Here is a 17,267-nt window from a genome sequence, read left to right as displayed (position 1 = left end):
AAAGTATCACAACAACTAAAATATACCAGGTGGACCAGAACTTAAATAAAGGTGGTTTTTTATCAAGTTCTTCCATAGCTATTATCGTTTCGTTCGCAGCGAGTTCATAAAAACAATTCCAAGGCCTATTACAAGACCAAGCATTAATCCAAACCTCACCTTTTTGATCAGCGTTCCAATTACCAACCCAATCACGATGGCAATAATAAAAGCCATTTCACCACGCCTGATATCTATAAAAGGTTTTTTCTTTTCCATTTTTTCTATTTTGCCCCCGACATTATGTAATTATACCCCAGGAAAATGTCACCGCTTCGCGGTTGCTATATGCACCCGTCTGTAATCATTTTGTATATAATTATTTCACCGCTACGCGGTTACTATATCTCACCACAACATATGATTACGGTAGATCAAACACCCTATCAACCATTCAACTTATCAACCATTCAACCTATCCACCAGTCAAATATCCCCTACTTCCCCAAAGCAATTAAATTAGCCAGCAATCGCATAGCGCCGGGCACAGCAGCCGGAAGTTCTCTAAAAAAAACTAATCCGGTGTATGTAAAAGTGCCTTTACCATAAGTAGCCGTGATCAGGCTTCCCTCATCTGCCCGCTCACCCGGATCTGCCATAGATAACAATGGCTTAAAATGGTTATCCCAACCACCGGCATGATAAATACTACGCTCCTGTACCCAATGCTCAAAATCCTTCCCGGTTATTTTGTTAGGATAATTGAACACCTTATGAGCCGGATCGATCATACTCACTTTTGCCTGTTCGTCAGTAATCCGGTTACGTGTAATATTAAAATCGTAAGGCCCTATCTTCGATTTTACCGTGCCCAGATTATTACTGGTATTGTATTGTACGATCAGGTTTCCTCCTTCTTTTACATAATTCATCAGTTCATCGTAAAACTCGTTCATCCACTCATTAGTATTATAAGCACGAACTCCTGTTAAGATTGCATCAAAGCTACTAAGGTTGCTTACAGGTAGCGTTGTTTTGTCTAATATGGTTACATCATAACCCATACGCTCCAATATCACTGCCACTTTATCGCCCGCACCAGGTATGTAACCTATCTTTTTACCTACAGTTTTTAAATTGATATTTAAAGCAGTAATAAAGTCTGGATAAAAATACCGCACCGCCGGAATATGATCATAATCGATACTTCGCAATGCCAGATGGTAACCAACAGTATCCTTATCCGTTTTCTTATTGGCATACGGCGTTAGTGTATAAATTTCTTCAGGCTCATGTTTCTCGGTTACATCAAAATTGTAAAAGGCTGTCTTTCCTTTGTCTAAAGACTGGGTACCATTCTGAACGCCAGAATAATCAATGCCAGTTAACCCCGCTGTAATATTGCCACTAATATTAGAAAAAGCATGCAACTGTGTTTGTACGCGCTGTTGTTTATGGTCGGCCCTGAATACTACCAGGTTAGGTGACGCCGTAATGGTAGCCGGAGGAATTACTATCAACGGCTGATAAATCTCTCCTTTTACAGGATCAGTATATTTATATCGAACGGGTTGTTCAAATACAAAATCCTCTCCACCTATATTTATGGTAAATGATGCCAGATAGGCTGGTGCCACATCGGGCACCCCGATCATTTGCTGGTCTGCGACATAAAAAAGACCTTCTTCTTTTTTATCATTCAGCCAGTAGGGTTGCGTTATTTCCTTTTGCAGGGATACCTCCACTTTGGTATCGAAGCTTACATTTTTATTTTTTTCCAGTGGTTTATTGATATTGTTCGCAGCGCCTGCAACAGTAATGCTTTTAACAATAGCATCGGCGCCAAGCCTGTTATTTAAAACAGTATTAATAGTAACCGATTCAGTTTGAACCGCAAATGCCTGGTTACTATACGCATCTATAAACAAACCACTGCACAGCGCTATCAGTTGCTGCACCTCCGCCTTTTTCTTTTCAATCCAGTAACCGTTACCCGACTTTCCCAGCAACTTATATAATGCTACCAGCTCCGCAACTGATTTTTCAGGAGCAGTTATATCGAATTTTGATTCGATAGCTGCAATCATTTTTTCGATAGCCTGCCCGTTTTCCCCCACCCGGTTCCAGCTAATGTCTACACCGTCAAAAAGATCTTTTTTAGGAGCCTCCCCCCCGGTAGTTTTAAAATATTCGTAGCTATCGCCTCTTGTAGCTGCAGATCCAAACCCCTGCGATTTGTGCTGGCTGCGGCTTTCAGCTGCTATTTCTCCATAACTTTTGCCCAACAGGCTATTGTAGCCGCCTACATTAATATTGAATTGCGAAGGATCGGTTGTATTGGTACCACCGAAATTGAAGGTATTCCACAAAATTCTTTTTGCCTGCCAGGGTTTTACATATTGCAGCTGTTCTTTAAATTGATTAGGATCGGCCGCTGCCTTAAAAGCTTCGTTAGCCAATATAGCACTGGCCGTATGATGACCATGTCCACCCTCTCCTGTTACGGGGAACCGGGTAATGATCACATCTGGTTGAAACTTACGTATCATCCAAACCACATCACTCAAAACTTTCTCCCGATTCCATTTCTGGAAGGTTTCTTCCGGATTTTTGGAAAAACCAAAATCATAGGCTCTTGAAAAAAATTGCTCTCCGCCGTCGATCCTGCGGGCCGCCAACAACTCCTGGGTGCGGATCAATCCAAGTTCGATACCCTGTTCGTCCCCGATCAGGTTTTGGCCGCCATCACCTCTTGTCAGGGAAAGATATCCGGTTCTATATAAGCGGTCGTTTGCCAGGTAGGTGATCAGGCGCGTATTCTCATCATCAGGATGAGCTGCCACGTACAAAACCGAACCCAATACCTTTAATTTTTGAATACGCTGTACAATCTGTGAGGCAGTACCATACTGGGCCATCGCGCCCATGCTAAAAAACAAGAGAATACAACTGACAATCCGATTCTTCATCCTACGAAAATAGCGGAAAAGGCCGAATGGGAAAAGCCTGTATTATATTGTATTAGCCAAATTCTGGCTGTAGTACTAATTCTGCAACACTTGGTACTACTGTTATACGGTGCATCGGATTCTCATACAAAAAACCACTGTGCAACATGGTTTCTATATGAGCCAACAGGTGGTCGTAAAACCCGTTGAGATTGATAATGTAAATATTCTTGTCATGAATGGAAAGATTGTTCCAGGTGATCATTTCAAACAATTCATCCAAAGTACCATAACCACCAGGTAAAATAACAGCGGCATCGCACAGTTCATACATCTTTCTTTTGCGGACATGCATATCTCCCACCACCAGCAGTTCAGTAATGGTTTTATGCGAACGCTCTCTTGCATCCAGTATTTCCGGTATCACACCTACTACCGACCCTCCGTTGTCCATTACAGCGTTGGCTACGGCCCCCATTAATCCTACATTACCTCCTCCATACACCAGTCTTATGCTCCTGGAAGCCATCCAGGTGCCCAGGCTTCGGGCCTCTGTAGTAAAAAGTTCATCATTTCCATCTTTGGAGCCGCAAAAAACGGCCAGCGATCTGATCAACATATAATAAAGTTTTCGTTTATAAAGATCATGATTTAATTAAGCGCCACTTTTACCCGGCAACTATAATACAAATCACAAAAGAAATTTCCATATCTTCAAAAATTAAATTGCCAAAGCAAAATCATTCATAAAAAAATAATATGTCTGCAGGTTTTTTATTCTCCATTGTAATTGCTTATTTCCTGTTACTACTTTTAGTTGCCTGGAAAACCAGTAAGAATAGCAACAATGAATCTTTTTTTATCGGTAACAGAAGCAGCAACTGGATGCTGGTGGCATTTGGAATGATTGGCACATCTTTAAGTGGGGTAACCTTTGTAAGTGTGCCGGGCGCTGTGGGCGCCAGCCAGTTTGGCTATATGCAGATCGTTATTGGTTACATGATCGGCTATTTATCTATCGCCTTTATACTGCTTCCGCTTTATTACCGGTTAAAGCTTACATCTATCTATGGTTACCTGAAAACCCGGATGGGGATGCTCTCTTACAAAACCGGCGCCTGGTTTTTTATTATCAGTCGTTTGGTGGGTGCTACGGCCAGGTTATACCTGGTAGTGAATATTTTACAGGCTACTATATTAGATAGTTTCGGTATTCCGTTTTGGGTATCTACCCTCATCATCCTTTTTATGATCATTTTATATACTTTCGAAGGAGGTGTAAAAACGATCGTTTGGACAGACACTCTGCAAACAACGGGTATGTTGGCTGGTTTGATCATTTGTACGATCTACCTGTTGCAGCATATGAACCTGAACATTACAGAAAGCCTGGATGCGATGCGCAGCGCCAGCCTTTCCAAAATTTTTAATACAGATGTTGATTCCAAGTCGTACTTTATTAAACAAATATTGGCCGGCGCCTTTATTACGCTCAGCATGACAGGTATTGACCAGGAAATGATGCAAAAAAGCATTTCAGTTAACAAGCTTAAAGATTCTCAAAAAAACATGGTTTCACTGGCTTTCATAATGGTGGTGGTAATAGGGCTTTTCCTGTATTTAGGTGGTTTACTGCATTTATTTGCTGCACAGGAAAATATTACTGCTTCAGGAGATGCGCTGTTTCCAACCGTAGCGGTACAACACATGCCGCCTGCTATTTCCATTATTTTTATTGTAGCGCTGATATCTGCTCTTTTCCCAAGTGCAGATGGTGCCATGACCGCGCTCACTTCTTCCTTCTGTATTGACATTGCCGGCCTCAACAGGCGCTCAGATATGGATGATAAGGCCAAAAAACGTTTCAGGCAAACCGTTCACCTCATCGTAGCTGCAGCTTTTTTACTGTTGGTATTGATCTTTAAATGGATCGACAGTAAAAGTATGATCGATATTATCCTGCGGCTGGCTGGTTATACATACGGTCCCCTACTGGGCTTATTTGCATTTGGTATTTTTGTAAAGCGCAGACCTAACGACAAACTGGTGCCCTTTGTATGTTTTATAGCTCCCATCCTGTGCTTTCTCATCGATGAAAACCAGGAAGCCATTTTTGGCAATTTCAAGATAGGTTTGGAGCTGATCATACTGAATGCATTCTTCACTTTTATCGGGTTATTTATCATTTCTAAAAAAGTGAGTGCAGCCGAACTGGAGCAGGATAGTGTGCATTAATAGCTGTGAAATAACAGATAACACATGGTTATTGCATCACATTATCCGAAAACAATAGAATACTATGGACTTTGAACAGCTAAATCAGTTTGCAGATGCGTACAGTACTGCTGAAGATGCATTGCTGGCAGAAATCAACGAGTTTACCCAAAAAAATCATGCAGAGCCGCATATGTTGAGCGGCCATGTACAGGGGCAGCTGCTTAAAATGATCAGCCGGATGATCCAACCGGAGCGCATTTTAGAAATAGGCACATTTACAGGCTACAGCGCCATTTGCCTGGCTGCGGGTTTACAACCTGGCGGCATACTGCATACGATTGAATTCAGAGAGCCTACAGCAGCTATCGCCAGAGATTTTTTTGAAAAATCGATATACAGGAACAACATAAGGCTACATACTGGTAATGCATTGGAAATCATACCCCAATTAGAAGAAAACTGGGACCTTGTTTTTATTGACGCAGATAAACCCGGCTATATCAATTATTTTGAGCTGGTTTTTCCGCGCGTTAAAAAAAATGGTTTTATCTTAGCAGATAATATTTTTTTCCATGGCGAGGCATTAAAAGAAAATGCCAAAGGCAAAAGCGCCAAAGCTATTAAGGAGTTCAATCAGTTTATTAACCAAAGAACGGACATAGAAAAGGTGGTTCTGACCATCAGGGACGGGCTTTATTTAATACGAAAAACTTAGTTTAGTAATGATTAAAAAAATTTGTGGCACATTTTTACTCATGTGCACCATCCTCTTTACCAAAGCACAAACAAACGAAACAACGCTTCAATATATTAAAACCTACTGTGGTATTGCTGTTACCGAAATGCAGCGTACGGGCGTGCCTGCCGCAATAAAGCTGGCACAGGGTGTATTAGAAACCATGTCGGGCCAAAGTCCACTGGTGATAAAATCCAATAATCACTTTGGCATCAAATGCAAGCAAGGATACGATGGCCCCTACGTTTTACATGATGACGACAGGCCGCAGGAACGTTTTATGAAGTATGAAGACGCCGGCCAATCTTATAAAGATCATTCTGATTTTCTAAAGGGTCGTTCCCGCTATGCCGGTTTATTTGAGCTTGATCCTACCGACTATGCAGGCTGGGCTAATGGCCTGAAAAAAGCAGGTTACGCCACTAATCCTAAATATCCCCAGTTATTGATAGGCATCATTGAAAAATACAACCTTGCTGAATACACCCTAATGGGTTTAGGAAAAGCCGAATGGAATGAAGATGTAAAAACCTATGTCGCAAAGATCAGTGGAGAAGCAGTACCTACCCACGCCGTGGCTGTAACGGTTGCTCCTGCTCAACCCGTAAAAAGTGCTTACCCTGAAGGAGAATTCCTCATCAACAATACAAAAGTAGTGATTTTGAATGCGGGTGCTTCTCTTACCGAAGTTGCAAACAAGTATAATATTCCGGTAGACAGGCTACATGCCATGAACGATTTCGGCACTACAGCAGAAAAAGTACAAAAAGCTACATTGGTTTTCCTGCAATTGAAAAGAACGGTTTGTGAAAAAGCCTATCACGAAGTATTGGCCGGAGAAAACATATATGATATTGCCCAGGCAGAAGGCATACGCCTGGAATCACTTCTAAAGTTGAATAACCTGGGTAAGTATGATACTCCCGCGGCAGGTACCAGGTTAAAGCTGCGTGACGATTTTGCTTCTGTTGCTAAAAATTAATGGCTTGATATGCATACCATAAAGGTTCACGATAAAACTTTTACTACCTATTTAAGTGAAGACCAGCTACAAAGCCGCATTAAAGAACTGGCCGATTATATCAATAAAGACTTTGAGGGTAAAAAGGTAGTTTTTATAGCGATATTGAATGGCTCGTTTATGTTTGCTGCCGACATTTTTAAACACCTGACGGTTGACAGCGAAGTGAGCTTTATTAAACTAGCTTCTTATAAAGGCCTCAATTCAACAGGAAGTGTCACTACCGCAATCGGACTTGATACTGACCTTCACAACAGACATGTGGTGATACTGGAAGATATTATTGACACGGGCAAAACCCTGCATCATTTTTTACCCCAGTTACAACACCAGCAACCTGCGTCACTAAAAATTGTCACACTCCTGCATAAGGCAGAAATGACACAATACGAAGTACCTATAGACTATACAGGTTTTGTGATCCCTAATAAATTTGTTGTAGGTTATGGTCTCGATTATGATGGACTAGGCAGAAATTATAAAGAGATCTACCAGTTGGCAGACTAATTCATATTCACTACCCACTTCAGCGTTGTTTTCTTATAATGTTGCCTGAATAGCTCCATTATTCCATAACACAATAATTGTAAATTGCAATATGAAGCGCAATTACCTTTTACTCTTTTTTATTTTAATTTTTTTATCATTATTATCGGGTAACCTGACAGCCGGCGTATCCCTGGTAGGAAAAATAGGTATCAGCTTTTTCTATAAACAGTTTTCTTTTTTTCAAAGCTGGTGGCAGTCTTCATTAGTTTGCCTGGCGCTTATGTTGGTCGTTGGCGCTATATTATATTTTATAGACCGATCTACGAACGGGCTTAAAAGAAAAATAGTATTGATTGCCTGTTTTTTGATCTTCCTGACAGGTTTATACTTTACTTTCAGCGATTTCAGAACGGATCTTGCCCATCGCTGGCTGGGCGAGCGTTTTCATGTGGGTGTTTACTTATACTGGATCGGATTTGGCATCATCAGCCTGTTTTTTGCGCTCACCGAGAAAAAGAAAATAATGGTAAATGACACCGAAACAATTTTATAACAAAATGCGCGGCTAGAAGGCCACGCATTGCTTATTTCTTTGTATGGGAAGCTACTTCGTTGTTATAATAATAGCGCCCTCGCTGGCCTTAGAACCATAGTATTTTTTTGCTTCATCACCTTTTAATACATCGATCGATTTCACATTCGCTCCATCCAGATTTTTGATTTTCTTTACTGAAACAGATTGGCCATTTAATACATAGTGAGCACTTGCCGGTGGATTTGCCAGGACCCCGGGATGAGTACCGGCCTGATCTGGCTTATATGTTACTACTGCTTCTGTTTTAAAACGGCGGGTACTGGGATACCCCGTTACCGTAACGGCTTCCAAATTTGATGACCGCTTTGCAGGCTGAATTCTTACACCTTTTACTTCTCCCTTCAATGATGATCCTGCAACGGATTTAGTGCCATAACCAACTACCGTAACCTCTTCGGGATTGGACCTGGTGTTAGCAGACCGGATTTGTACACCTTCGACTTTACCTTTTAAAGAAGTTTCAGTAGCCGTTTTAGTACGATAACCTACAACAGCAACTTCATTTAGATTACGGTTTTTAACATCATCAGTTTTTCTCATCATTATTTCATCAGCAAAGAATTGGGTCCCTCCTTCAGAAAGGGTTATTTTATCAGAAAGAATCTCCGACTTCCCGTTGCTCACTTTTATCTTCCCCGATTCAGACGTGAGTACCAGGTTATCTTCCTTATGTTTTTTTGTGGTTACCAATATTACTCCATGTTCTGCGCCCTCACCATAAATTGATTTTGCAGAGGCATTTTTTAAGACTGTGACGTTTTCGATATCGTTAGGATTAATATTTTCCAGTGTTTTACCTTCTAATCGTAGCCCATCTACCACATACAAAGGATTCTCACCAGCCTGTACTCCCCTTAACCTAATTACAGGTGATTTAGCTGAACTCCCCTTGGTAGTGATACTTATCACACCGTTCTCAGCGCCTTCTCCAAATTGAGCAATCGCGGACGCATCTTTCAATACATTAATACTTTCAATATCATTCGGACTAATTACATCCAGATCATAATTCTTATCTTTCCGATCTCCATCCACTATAATCAATGGCTTCTTTTCCGGGTTCGATAAACTGATATGATTTCTGATTTTTATCGCCGGAGTTTTCTCTGCTACTGTGGCGGGTAATGTGTCCTTTGCAAACACAACATCCGTCTCATGGCTGTTTGCAAAGGCAATGTTTTTCAGTTCTGCCTGGTTATTGTGAACAGCATCAATCGTTAGCTGTTCCTGGTATGCTTTAATTTCCTTCCTGAAGCTGAGCAATAACACGGCAACTACCGGCAACAAGAACACGAATTTTATCAGCTGTACTTTAGCACTTTTAATGGTATTCATCATAGCAATGCGTTTTTTGAGTGATGAGAAATTAAAATGATTGGTAAATGCAAATTGCCGGTTGCCCATTACTTTTAATAATAAGTACTGGTATTCCTTCCGGTCGAGCCCGCTTTGTAACACTTTATTATCCGCTATAAACTCCAGGTTCTGCTTCACATTATGGCGCAGCAACCATATAAAAGGATTAAACCAATTTAACATACATAGCATTTCACACCACATAATATCGATGGTATGTCTTTGCTTTACATGCACAAACTCGTGGCGTATAATCTCTTCCAGTTCTTCACCTGAATGCAGTTCAGTATTGATGAATATAGCATTTCCAAAAGAGAATGGAGTTATGGGTTCATCCAGCTGGTAAATCATAGTATCCTGCCCTGATATCAATTGTGCTTTAGCTTTCATTTTTTTGAAAGAATAAAACCGGATCAGGAATCTTACCAACAATACAAGCGAGCCCAATATTAATATGGCAACGGCCCAGTCCCAGTAGGTAAGTGTTTCAAAAAAATTACGCTCGCCGGGTGCAGCAAAGCTGATTGCCGGTATCCACTGCACCATCAGGTTTTGCTGTAAAGCACGTTTTTCAAGTGAAGGCATAATGTCTATCAGCGGAATTATAAAGCTCAAAACTGTATAACCTAAAAGATACCAGCGGTTCCAGTTATAAAATGTAAGCCGCCGCAGGAATAGCTGGTAAAACAGGTACACTACTGCAAGGCAAATGTTTAATTTGAGGATATAATCAATCAATAATGGCATTACTAGCTATTTATTTATTTTATAAAAGAGGCCACCTGTATATCTATTTTTTTCCACCTTCGATCATCTTCACAATTTCCTTCAGCTCCTGGGCAGAAAGCTTTTTCTGATCTACGAAAAAATTAACCAGCTCCTTATAAGAGTTGCTGAAGTAATCCTTTACCACACTGCCCATAAACTTTTTCTTGTACTCTTCTTCCGAAACCAGGGGCTTATATACATAAGTATTTCCAAAAAGGCGTCCGGATATATACTCTTTCTTTTCTAGATTTTTAATAGTTGATGCTACAGTTGTGTAAGGACCAGGATTGGGCATATGTTCCATATACCCTTTTACATGTCCCTCGCCTACTTTCCAAATAGCAATCATCAACTGTTCTTCCTGGGGTGTAAGCTTTATCATTTTTACGATTTTAATACTAATCTACGACATTTTCGTAGGTTAACCAAAAAAATATTCCTGATGCATCCAAATTATTGCGGTTTGCATCAATGTATTACCTTTATCAGCTTAAAATCCTTTTCTATTATGAAGTACCTGGTTATGTTAATGCTTTCAATAGCAATGTTTTGTTCAGCTTCTGCGCAGGAAACTCCTTTGTATCTGAAACAGAGAACCCCTCCGCCGTCCGTATTATTGTTAACAGACAGTGTTACCAAATGGAACTTAAAAGCTAAATTGCAAAAAGACAAACCCTTGCTGCTCATCTTTTTCAGCCCCGATTGCGACCATTGCCAACACGAGACAGAACAGATAATAAAAAATATACAGAAGTTTAAAGGCATACAAATAGTAATGGCCACTACCCAGCCTTTTAAAGACATGAAAAATTTTGCCAACAAGTATAAACTGGCGAATTACGGCATTACTGTAGGCCGCGATATTGCCTATGTAATGCCTCCTTATTATGAAATGAAAAACCTGCCCTACCTGGCTTTTTACGATAAAAACAAAAAACTGATCTCAACATTTGAGGGTGGGCTGGGCATACCCGGTATTTTAAAAGCTTTTGGCAGGTAAATATTAAGAACTGTTTAAAGATATTTTATTAAAATCGCGTAGCCGATAATTGGGATACCCTTCAGAAAATCCCATTAGGCATTAGCTATTCCTATCCCAAAGAAATAGTTTAGAAACATTTTAACAATGCCTATATCATTTTTCCATATATCATCGGTATTCTGCGATATCCTGAAAAATGTGCAAGTTAAAATGGAGGCAAAATAATTTCAGTGTTCCCTGCCATGTTCATTTTGTAGCATTTTCATTTGTAGCAGGCTAAAAATGCTACATTGAGGTTTGCTACAAATTTGTAGCGTTCATTCAGGAAAAGACAAAAATGCTACAGTTTGCTTTTGACAAGCCCAAACCTTGTTATGTATTCGTTAATGAACCAAGAATCAGGGCCGCAAAACTACAATGCATATTCTCAACAAATACACAGTTTAATACCGCCCATGTCTTTCGCATTTAATTTTTAATTAGATTCTATGATAGGTAAAAAGTGTGAGCGGGTCGGCACATTAATACACTACCCGTTTTCCTGTTATCGCTATCCCATTCACTATTCTCTACTCACTATTCCCCTCATCCATAACTCACTAGCTTTAGCTTATCGGCCTGCTTGTCAAACCCACGTTTATCAAGTGCTTCGCAGCTTACTGCTACATTCAAGGCATCTGCCTCCCCGTAGATATTAGCAAAAGACGTATCCGCTGCGTCATAACCGTGAGCTATTTTAATTAATCCGTGTTGAGGTACCATACGAGTAGCGTCGAATAGTATCCATTTGCCATCTATATACGCCTCAAAGCAGGCATGAAAATCGGGCGGATTTAATTGATAAGCATAGCAGGCAAAATACCGGGCAGGTATTGATATGGCCCGGCATAAAGCAATACCCATATGCGCAAAATCACGGCAAACACCTTCCCTTTGTGTAATCGTTTCAATAGATGAAGTGCTGGCATTGGTGCTACCACTTACGTAATGCACATGCTTATGTATCCAGTTGCTGATGGCCTGTACTTTTCCGTAAGTAGTTTTTATGCGGCCAAATTCCATTTCAGCAAATTTGTACAACCGATCTACCTGGCAATAGCGGCTGGGAAAGAGGTAGGATATGGCATTGGGTGGAATTTCCCCTAAATGCAATTCCTGTTGTTTCAAACGCACAGGCTTCAATTTGAGTTCAGCTGTTGCACTATAAGTAATTTCAAAGTAATCTGTCCTCGGAACCTGTACCCGTAAAAACCTTGCCTTCCTGATACCCAGATCAAAAGATTCTACCTTTATTTTGCCCGGAGTAGTAATGATCTGCTCTTCTGTAACCGTTTGAGCCTCCGTTTGCGCGGCCTGGATATTGAAGAAAAAAGTCGTATCTGTTTTTACCCGATACGACAACCCGCTTGAAATCTTAAACTTCATACAGTATAGTATTATTGAGCCCAACCGGGCGTTTTATATTTGTTTAGAAAGCTATATTCCCTGCACCTCAACAATTGGTGCAGTCCTGGTTCAATAAGTTAGCCATAAAGAAGGCTCATTTATTCCTGAAATCATTCTTCTGTTTCCGTCAAACCCGGCCCTCTTCAGTTTTGTTTTGCTCGAAAGCTTTCTCCATCCACGCATCAGGTACTTCATCCAGCGCTTCGTGTAATTTCTGAGCCCATGCGTCGGCTACAGGTTTTAATTCATCATACTCATACCGGTTCTCAATAATATTGAATTGGTCTTTTTCGTAAATGACCACATCGATCGGAAAATCCACATCATTAGAACTAACGCGTGTAGAGTCAAAAGACAAGAAACCGGCTTTGAGTGCCTGTTTAATGGTAGTTTGCTCATCCAACACCCGGTTTAAAATAGCTTTACCCTGCCCACTATTACCAATGATGGCATATTGAGAGCCCATTGCCATCTCTATCCAGTTGCCTTCACTATACAGTAAAAATAACTTATGCTCTTTATCATCTTTTAATTGTCCGCCAACAATAGCATTCAGGTTAAATTTATAACCGGAGGCAGCCAATTCGGCCTCGTCTTCCCTGGCTACTCTTTTGATCTGCTCACCAAAAGCATTTACTGCTTCGAATAATTTATTATACGGAATGCCATCAGCTACCAGCTCCTGGAAATAGGTAATCGCTTTATCTCTTACCGACCTTAAGCCACTGGTCATTATAAAAAGTGAACTGCTGCCATCCTCATGAACCGATACTTTTTTCCGGGTGGTAACATTTGTACCTGCAGATATGCGCGTATCTGAAATACCAACCAACCCGTCTTTTAATTTAATTCCTAAGCAATAAGTCATAGTCTTCTCTAAAAAATTAAAAGTACTGATTTTTTATGGGCTGTTAATAACCTAGCCGGTATCAGTTCTCTAAATTCTCCCATCAGTCAATATCGCATCCCTTAATAAAGAGATTTAACTGTTTCAATAAAGACCTGGCCGACAATTAAGCCAACCAGGTCTGAGTATTTGTATGTTCTCTACACTTTCTTCAATTTCCATTTGCCTCTCTTAAATAAAATAAAGGAAACAATGGTAATTGCAGTTTCAGCAACTGGTATGGCAATAAACACCCCGGTAGCTCCCATTTCAAAATGTTGGGCCAGCAAATATGCTACGGGGATCTGGAATAGCCAGAAACCAAAAAAGTTAACTTTCGTAGGCGTCCAGGTATCACCCGAACCATTAAATGCATTGATCATTACCATACCTACTCCATAGAAAACAAACCCGCTTGCCATAATATACATGGCGTTCTTTGCTACCCTACGTACAGTTTCCACTTCACTGAAAAAACCAACCAGCCAGTCTCCCAGTAAAAAAAAGATAAGCGATACCGTCAGCATAAAGATTACATTATACTTTACCGTTCGCATTACGCTTTGCTCTGCCCTGTCCGGCGCGCCAGCGCCCAGATTTTGTCCTACCAGGGTTGATGCGGCTCCACTCAGTCCCCAGGCGGGCAGCATAAAGAACATCATTAAACGCAGGGCTGTCTGGTAACCTGCACTTCCGTTCTCCCCACCTGTAACGGCAACCAATCTTGCTAAAACAATCCAGCTGCAGGAAGCAATGACAAATTGAAAAATGCCGGGTGTAGCTATTTTGACCAGCGACCGGATCACTTCCATGTCCACCTTAAAATGCCTGGCGGCCAAACGCATTAGTCCCTTGCCCCAAAATAAATGATAGCATTGATACAGTACACCAATACTTCTGCCTGTAGCTGTTGCAACAGCAGCTCCCGTCAGGCCCATTGCAGGTATCGGTCCCAACCCATTAATTAAAACAGGGCATAAGATCACATTGCAAATATTGGCTACCCACAAACTCTTCATCGCAATAGCGGCATTACCCGCGCCCCTGAAAATACCATTGATCAGGAACAGCAACATAATGGCGATGCTACTCCCCATCATTATTTTGGTAAACATTTTACCATGCTCAGCTGCCTGTTCGATTGCCCCCATGGCCATTAAAATATCTTTGGCGTATATGATTCCGGCCACGCTCAACACTGCGTTCACTAAAAAAGCAACAATCAACACCTGGGCAGCGCTATGCGCAGCCCCCTCCGTGTTTTTTTCACCTATGCGCCGGGCTACAATAGCCGTTGCTGCCATACTCATTCCAATAGCAACAGAGTATATAACCGTTAAAACAGATTCTGTTAACCCTACTGTTTGAATGGCAATACTGCTTTCCTTTAAATGGCCCACAAAATACAGGTCCACCAGTGCGAAAACAGACTCCATCATCATTTCCAGCATCATCGGAATAGCCAGCATGATTACCGCCTTACGGATGCTCACCGTTGTATAATCAATTTTCTTTCCCTGCAAAGCCTCTTTTAGAACTCGCAGCAATAGAGTTGCCTTGCCAGCACTCTTTTGTATAGTTGTCATTTGTAAAAATTATGAATGAAAGTAATACCGTACTGAAGCAATCATTCAATACAGTTTATTAAACAAGAAAACCGGTTGTACTAGCGGGTGCGTACGAGGATTCCGGCAATGAACACTTTCATAATTCGTTTTTTTTGTGCGGCAAAGATAAGAATGAAAACCAAAGTCTCTAAAAAATAAATGTTGCTACGTCATGAAACTATATACCTGACATGAAAAAAGCTGCCTCAATTTTGAGACAGCTTCCAAATTTAGTATACCGTTAAAGCTTATTTTACTTCTTCGTAAGGAACATCCGTTACATCATCTGCAGCTGCACTACCAGCCTGACCGCCTTGTTGACCGGGATCAGCCTGAGCCTGCTGTGCTCCAGCATCCGGACCAGCCTGGCCAGATTTATAGATATCTTCACTTGCTGCCGTCCACGCATTGTTCAATTCAGTCATTGCCGTATCAATTCCCGCAATATCCTGCTGTTTGTGCGCTTCTTTTAATTTTTCTGCGGCGCTTTCAATAGCTGTTTTTTTGTCGGCAGGCACTTTATCACCATACTCCTTTAATTGCTTTTCAGTCTGGAAGATCAGGCTATCGGCCTGGTTTAGCTTGTCGATCTTTTCTCTTTCTGCTTTATCAGTAGCTTCATTGGCTTTTGCTTCAGCCTTCATTTTTTCTACTTCTTCCTTGCTTAAACCGCTACCTGCTTCAATATGTATTTTTTGCTCTTTGCCGGTTCCTTTATCTTTCGCAGTAACGTGCATGATACCATTGGCATCTATATCAAACATTACTTCAATCTGGGGAACACCACGGGGAGCCGGTGGAATACCATCCAGGTTAAACATACCCAGGCTCTTATTATCTTTTGCCATTGAACGCTCACCCTGTACTACATGAATCTGTACGCCAGGCTGATTGTCTGATGCAGTGGAGAATACCTCAGATTTTTTTGTAGGGATAGTAGTATTGGCAGGAATTAATGTAGTCATTACACCACCTAAGGTTTCAATACCTACCGAAAGCGGCGTAACATCTAATAACAATACATCTTTTACCTCACCGGTTAAAACCGCACCCTGGATAGCAGCACCAATAGCAACTACTTCATCAGGGTTTACACCTCTGTTTGGCTTTTTACCAAAGAATTTCTCTACTATCTCCTGTACTTTAGGAATACGGGTACTACCACCTACCAGGATAACTTCTTCAATTTCGCTGGCGTTCATGCCTGCATCTTTTAAAGCGGCTTCACATGGTTTTAAACAACGGGTAAACAAATCGTCTGCCAGTTGCTCAAATTTAGCGCGGCTTAATTTTTTCACCAGGTGCTTAGGTACACCGTCTACTGCAGTAATATAAGGTAGGTTGATTTCAGTTTCAGAAGAACTGGAAAGTTCTATTTTAGCTTTTTCAGCCGCTTCTTTTAAACGTTGTAAAGCCATAGGATCTTTACGCAGGTCTATCGCTTCTTCCGCTTTAAACTCATCTGCCAACCAGTCCATAATCACTTTATCAAAATCATCACCACCCAGGTGCGTATCACCATTTGTTGATTTCACTTCGAAAACGCCGTCACCTAATTCCAGTACAGAAATATCGAAAGTACCGCCACCTAAGTCAAATACAGCAATTTTATGGTCTTTGCCGCCTTTATCCAATCCATAAGCCAGGGCCGCTGCCGTAGGTTCGTTTACAATACGGCGAACATTTAATCCCGCAATTTCACCAGCTTCTTTAGTAGCCTGGCGCTGCGCATCATTAAAGTATGCCGGAACGGTAATTACCGCCTCAGTTACTTCCTGCCCCAGGTAATCTTCGGCAGTTTTTTTCATTTTCTGCAGGGTCATTGCAGAAATCTCCTGCGGTGTATATAAACGACCGTCAATATCGATTCTTACCGTATTATTATCTCCTTTAGCTACTTTATAGCTCCAATGGCTGATCTCTTCGCCCACTTCATCATACCTGCGTCCCATAAAACGCTTCACTGACATAATGGTATTTTGCGGATTCGTAATAGCCTGACGTTTTGCAGGATCTCCCACTTTACGCTCACCATTCTTTAAAAAGGCTACCACCGATGGAGTGGTGCGACGACCTTCATCATTTGCAATTACCACCGGCTCGTTACCTTCCATTACCGCAACGCAACTATTGGTGGTTCCAAGATCGATTCCAATAATTTTACCCATAATATTTATGTTTTCTTTGTTTTTTTAGAATTTCTGCCGTTTTCTGCGGCAACTCTTCATTTTCAATGA

At 41.1% G+C, this 17,267-nt stretch carries 15 protein-coding genes; 6 read left to right on the top strand and 9 right to left on the bottom strand.

The window, feature by feature from the left end; all coding sequences use genetic code 11:
- Window positions 1-81: 81 nt before the first annotated feature.
- The 3 genes from ACLOAU_RS20925 to ACLOAU_RS20915 form a co-directional block, all read right to left on the bottom strand.
- Window positions 82-258, bottom strand: coding sequence for a hypothetical protein (locus tag ACLOAU_RS20925; RefSeq protein WP_427863850.1), 177 nt, complete (start codon window positions 256-258; stop codon window positions 82-84).
- A 218-nt stretch (window positions 259-476) separates the two neighbouring features.
- Window positions 477-2,948, bottom strand: a complete 2,472-nt coding sequence (locus ACLOAU_RS20920; protein WP_427863849.1) for a PIG-L family deacetylase — start codon at window positions 2,946-2,948, stop codon at window positions 477-479.
- Window positions 2,949-3,000: 52 nt separating this feature from the next.
- Window positions 3,001-3,546 carry an LOG family protein gene (locus tag ACLOAU_RS20915; RefSeq protein ID WP_427863848.1) on the bottom strand — a complete coding sequence of 182 codons (546 nt, stop codon included), beginning with the start codon at window positions 3,544-3,546 and terminating at the stop codon, window positions 3,001-3,003.
- 140 nt (window positions 3,547-3,686) lie between these two features.
- Here ACLOAU_RS20915 and ACLOAU_RS20910 point away from each other — a divergent pair, with 140 nt between their 5' ends.
- The 5 genes from ACLOAU_RS20910 (at window position 3,687) to ACLOAU_RS20890 (ending at window position 7,943) form a co-directional block, all read left to right on the top strand.
- Window positions 3,687-5,162, top strand: coding sequence for a sodium:solute symporter (locus ACLOAU_RS20910; protein WP_427863847.1), 1,476 nt, complete (start codon window positions 3,687-3,689; stop codon window positions 5,160-5,162).
- 64 nt (window positions 5,163-5,226) lie between these two features.
- Window positions 5,227-5,859 carry an O-methyltransferase gene (locus ACLOAU_RS20905; RefSeq protein WP_427863846.1) on the top strand — a complete coding sequence of 211 codons (633 nt, stop codon included), beginning with the start codon at window positions 5,227-5,229 and terminating at the stop codon, window positions 5,857-5,859.
- Window positions 5,860-5,866: 7 nt separating this feature from the next.
- The gene (locus ACLOAU_RS20900) at window positions 5,867-6,862 is read left to right on the top strand and encodes a glucosaminidase domain-containing protein (RefSeq protein WP_427863845.1); all 996 of its coding nucleotides are present in this window, start codon (window positions 5,867-5,869) and stop codon (window positions 6,860-6,862) included.
- Window positions 6,863-6,871: 9 nt separating this feature from the next.
- Window positions 6,872-7,408: a hypoxanthine phosphoribosyltransferase gene (hpt, locus tag ACLOAU_RS20895; protein ID WP_427863844.1), complete on the top strand. Its 537-nt coding sequence runs from the start codon at window positions 6,872-6,874 to the stop codon at window positions 7,406-7,408.
- A 91-nt stretch (window positions 7,409-7,499) separates the two neighbouring features.
- Window positions 7,500-7,943: a cytochrome d ubiquinol oxidase subunit II gene (locus tag ACLOAU_RS20890; RefSeq protein ID WP_427863843.1), complete on the top strand. Its 444-nt coding sequence runs from the start codon at window positions 7,500-7,502 to the stop codon at window positions 7,941-7,943.
- A 51-nt stretch (window positions 7,944-7,994) separates the two neighbouring features.
- Here the strand turns inward: ACLOAU_RS20890 and ACLOAU_RS20885 are convergent, their stop codons facing one another.
- Both ACLOAU_RS20885 and ACLOAU_RS20880 read right to left on the bottom strand, forming a co-directional pair.
- Window positions 7,995-10,088, bottom strand: a complete 2,094-nt coding sequence (locus ACLOAU_RS20885; RefSeq protein WP_427863842.1) for a M56 family metallopeptidase — start codon at window positions 10,086-10,088, stop codon at window positions 7,995-7,997.
- A gap of 43 nt (window positions 10,089-10,131) precedes the next feature.
- A complete protein-coding gene (locus ACLOAU_RS20880; protein ID WP_427863841.1) occupies window positions 10,132-10,491 on the bottom strand; it encodes a BlaI/MecI/CopY family transcriptional regulator in 360 nt (119 codons plus the stop codon).
- 126 nt (window positions 10,492-10,617) lie between these two features.
- Here ACLOAU_RS20880 and ACLOAU_RS20875 point away from each other — a divergent pair, with 126 nt between their 5' ends.
- Window positions 10,618-11,109 carry a TlpA family protein disulfide reductase gene (locus tag ACLOAU_RS20875; RefSeq protein WP_427863840.1) on the top strand — a complete coding sequence of 164 codons (492 nt, stop codon included), beginning with the start codon at window positions 10,618-10,620 and terminating at the stop codon, window positions 11,107-11,109.
- A 567-nt stretch (window positions 11,110-11,676) separates the two neighbouring features.
- On the opposite strand, the gene ACLOAU_RS20870 is transcribed toward ACLOAU_RS20875, so the two are convergent.
- The 4 genes from ACLOAU_RS20870 to dnaK all read right to left on the bottom strand — a co-directional run bounded on the left by ACLOAU_RS20870 (window position 11,677) and on the right by dnaK (window position 17,198).
- Window positions 11,677-12,516 (bottom strand): transglutaminase-like domain-containing protein, encoded by an 840-nt coding sequence (locus ACLOAU_RS20870; RefSeq protein ID WP_427863839.1) that lies wholly within the window; start codon window positions 12,514-12,516, stop codon window positions 11,677-11,679.
- 148 nt (window positions 12,517-12,664) lie between these two features.
- Entirely contained in the window at window positions 12,665-13,405 is a 741-nt protein-coding gene (locus ACLOAU_RS20865) for a proteasome-type protease (protein ID WP_427863838.1), read from the bottom strand.
- A gap of 179 nt (window positions 13,406-13,584) precedes the next feature.
- Complete coding sequence (locus ACLOAU_RS20860) at window positions 13,585-15,009, bottom strand: MATE family efflux transporter (RefSeq protein WP_427863837.1); 1,425 nt, start codon at window positions 15,007-15,009, stop codon at window positions 13,585-13,587.
- 269 nt (window positions 15,010-15,278) lie between these two features.
- Window positions 15,279-17,198: a molecular chaperone DnaK gene (gene dnaK, locus ACLOAU_RS20855; RefSeq protein WP_427863836.1), complete on the bottom strand. Its 1,920-nt coding sequence runs from the start codon at window positions 17,196-17,198 to the stop codon at window positions 15,279-15,281.
- Between the last annotated feature and the right edge of the window lie 69 nt (window positions 17,199-17,267).

Source organism: Paraniabella aurantiaca, from assembly GCF_050309965.1.
In the GTDB taxonomy this organism is placed as follows: domain Bacteria; phylum Bacteroidota; class Bacteroidia; order Chitinophagales; family Chitinophagaceae; genus Niabella.
The sequence above is the reverse complement of the archived record's forward strand: the minus strand, read 5'-3'. Positions and strand labels throughout refer to the sequence as shown.

Bases quoted from the DNA above. Each gene is read 5' to 3' on its own strand.
- ACLOAU_RS20860 (WP_427863837.1), bottom strand. From the start codon at position 15,009: ATGACAACTATACAAAAGAGTGCTGGCAAGGCAACTCTATTGCTGCGA.
- ACLOAU_RS20905 (WP_427863846.1), top strand. From the start codon at position 5,227: ATGGACTTTGAACAGCTAAATCAGTTTGCAGATGCGTACAGTACTGCT.
- ACLOAU_RS20885 (WP_427863842.1), bottom strand. From the start codon at position 10,088: ATGCCATTATTGATTGATTATATCCTCAAATTAAACATTTGCCTTGCA.
- dnaK (WP_427863836.1), bottom strand. From the start codon at position 17,198: ATGGGTAAAATTATTGGAATCGATCTTGGAACCACCAATAGTTGCGTT.
- ACLOAU_RS20865 (WP_427863838.1), bottom strand. From the start codon at position 13,405: ATGACTTATTGCTTAGGAATTAAATTAAAAGACGGGTTGGTTGGTATT.
- ACLOAU_RS20875 (WP_427863840.1), top strand. From the start codon at position 10,618: ATGAAGTACCTGGTTATGTTAATGCTTTCAATAGCAATGTTTTGTTCA.
- ACLOAU_RS20925 (WP_427863850.1), bottom strand. From the start codon at position 258: ATGGAAAAGAAAAAACCTTTTATAGATATCAGGCGTGGTGAAATGGCT.
- ACLOAU_RS20900 (WP_427863845.1), top strand. From the start codon at position 5,867: ATGATTAAAAAAATTTGTGGCACATTTTTACTCATGTGCACCATCCTC.
- ACLOAU_RS20890 (WP_427863843.1), top strand. From the start codon at position 7,500: ATGAAGCGCAATTACCTTTTACTCTTTTTTATTTTAATTTTTTTATCA.
- ACLOAU_RS20915 (WP_427863848.1), bottom strand. From the start codon at position 3,546: ATGTTGATCAGATCGCTGGCCGTTTTTTGCGGCTCCAAAGATGGAAAT.
- ACLOAU_RS20920 (WP_427863849.1), bottom strand. From the start codon at position 2,948: ATGAAGAATCGGATTGTCAGTTGTATTCTCTTGTTTTTTAGCATGGGC.
- ACLOAU_RS20910 (WP_427863847.1), top strand. From the start codon at position 3,687: ATGTCTGCAGGTTTTTTATTCTCCATTGTAATTGCTTATTTCCTGTTA.
- ACLOAU_RS20880 (WP_427863841.1), bottom strand. From the start codon at position 10,491: ATGATAAAGCTTACACCCCAGGAAGAACAGTTGATGATTGCTATTTGG.
- ACLOAU_RS20870 (WP_427863839.1), bottom strand. From the start codon at position 12,516: ATGAAGTTTAAGATTTCAAGCGGGTTGTCGTATCGGGTAAAAACAGAT.
- hpt (WP_427863844.1), top strand. From the start codon at position 6,872: ATGCATACCATAAAGGTTCACGATAAAACTTTTACTACCTATTTAAGT.